1 protein-coding gene and 1 pseudogene are annotated in these 1,448 nt (G+C 35.6%); one reads left to right on the top strand and one right to left on the bottom strand.

Translation table 11 applies throughout. The features are described from left to right. Positions 1 to 282: pseudogene (locus QI30_RS21030) on the top strand (site-specific integrase); the annotation flags it as partial. 578 nt (positions 283 to 860) lie between these two features. On the opposite strand, the gene QI30_RS19030 reads toward QI30_RS21030, so the two are convergent. Continuing rightward, positions 861 to 1,448, bottom strand: a 588-nt coding sequence (locus tag QI30_RS19030; RefSeq protein WP_199754733.1) for a metallophosphoesterase, incomplete at its 5' end; no start/stop codon positions are given.

Raw genomic sequence — 1,448 nt, 5'->3', positions numbered from 1 at the left:
ACATATTCTCGACGTTTTGAAAAGGTTAAAGATGCTTTCTTAGAATCAGTTCTCAAAAGTGGCAATCAACAAGATTATTTACTTTTAACTTCTAATACTTGGTCCACGCACATTGGTAGAGGCATATTTACAAATATACTACTAGATTTAGGCCTGAGCGCGACTCAAGTTGCGTTGGCCCGTGGTGATAGAAATATCAATTCTGCGCTTCATTATGTTGACGAACATACTATGCTAAGTACTGTACAAGACGCTATTAATAACTTCCGAATTTTATTATAAGGGGGGCGAGTTTGAAATGGAGAATCTTAACGAAAAATTAAATTTCGGAGAGGTGCAAATTTTATTATATGATATTAGCCCTCTTCAACTTCGAAGGATTTTTGAGCAATACCAATTAATAGGGGAGAAAAAAGGACGTTACACTTATTATGATGCTCAAAAAATTGCTTTTATGTACGTACAAAAACGCTCGTTTAAACATGTACATTTTTAATTCCCCCTATATATTATAACTTTACTTGGAGGGACGAGCATGATAGCTTTGTTCGGTCAGCCACCCCTTATTATAGCAGGCTTCTGGCTACCGAATCGTGCGAGTAGACGTCTCCATGTCAAGTTGTAATTATTCATAAACATGAATAGAGAAATGTAATTTGAGCGTAAATGTAAATGCTTAAGTGAGCAAAAATGTACATTTTGATGCTGACATTTATAATCACATTACACTTTCGCCAAAAGATGCAGAAATTTTAATTAAACACATTAGAGAAAAAATAACCCTTTTCTCTAATGTGTTTAATTAAAGTGAATGCGTAAAGACTATGGTATTCAACATTCTTTACGCATTTCACAACTCATTATTTTATATAAATCTCCACAATTTCATTATTGGTGCCAACTCGCATTGGCATGCCCCATGTGCCTACACCTGATGTCACAATTATTTGAGGGCTATCTGCATTTTTTTGAAAATGCCCATAATCCACTTCAAATACTAAATTTGTAATTAGACTACCTGGGAAGATTTGTCCTCTATGAGTATGCCCTGATAAAATTAAATCTACGTCATTAGAATATTGTTCGAGATTACTCGGTGTATGGTCTAATACAATTGTAGGCATGCTTGAATCGATTTCTTTCAGTAAATGGCTCACATCTTGACGCTTCAGTCCATTAAAACCACCAATGGGAGAAGGGTCCACACGTCCTACTAACGCCAATTTATCATCAATGACGACATATTCATCGTTTAATAGTGTAATATTGCTTTCTTCAAGCAACTGTACCATTTGGGAGAATGTCTTTCCGCCATCGTGATTGCCTAATGTACCATACACACCGTATGTTGCTTTCAACTGCTTGAATAAGTCACTTACACGTTTCGGATCTTGAATGGCGGTAAAATCATCATTAAAAAAATCGCCTGGAATTAAAATGAAATCTGG

The sequence above is a fragment of the Candidatus Kurthia intestinigallinarum genome, assembly GCF_003991225.1.
GTDB classification, from domain to species: domain Bacteria; phylum Bacillota; class Bacilli; order Bacillales_A; family Planococcaceae; genus Kurthia; species Kurthia populi.
The sequence above is the reverse complement of the archived record's forward strand: the minus strand, read 5'-3'. Positions and strand labels throughout refer to the sequence as shown.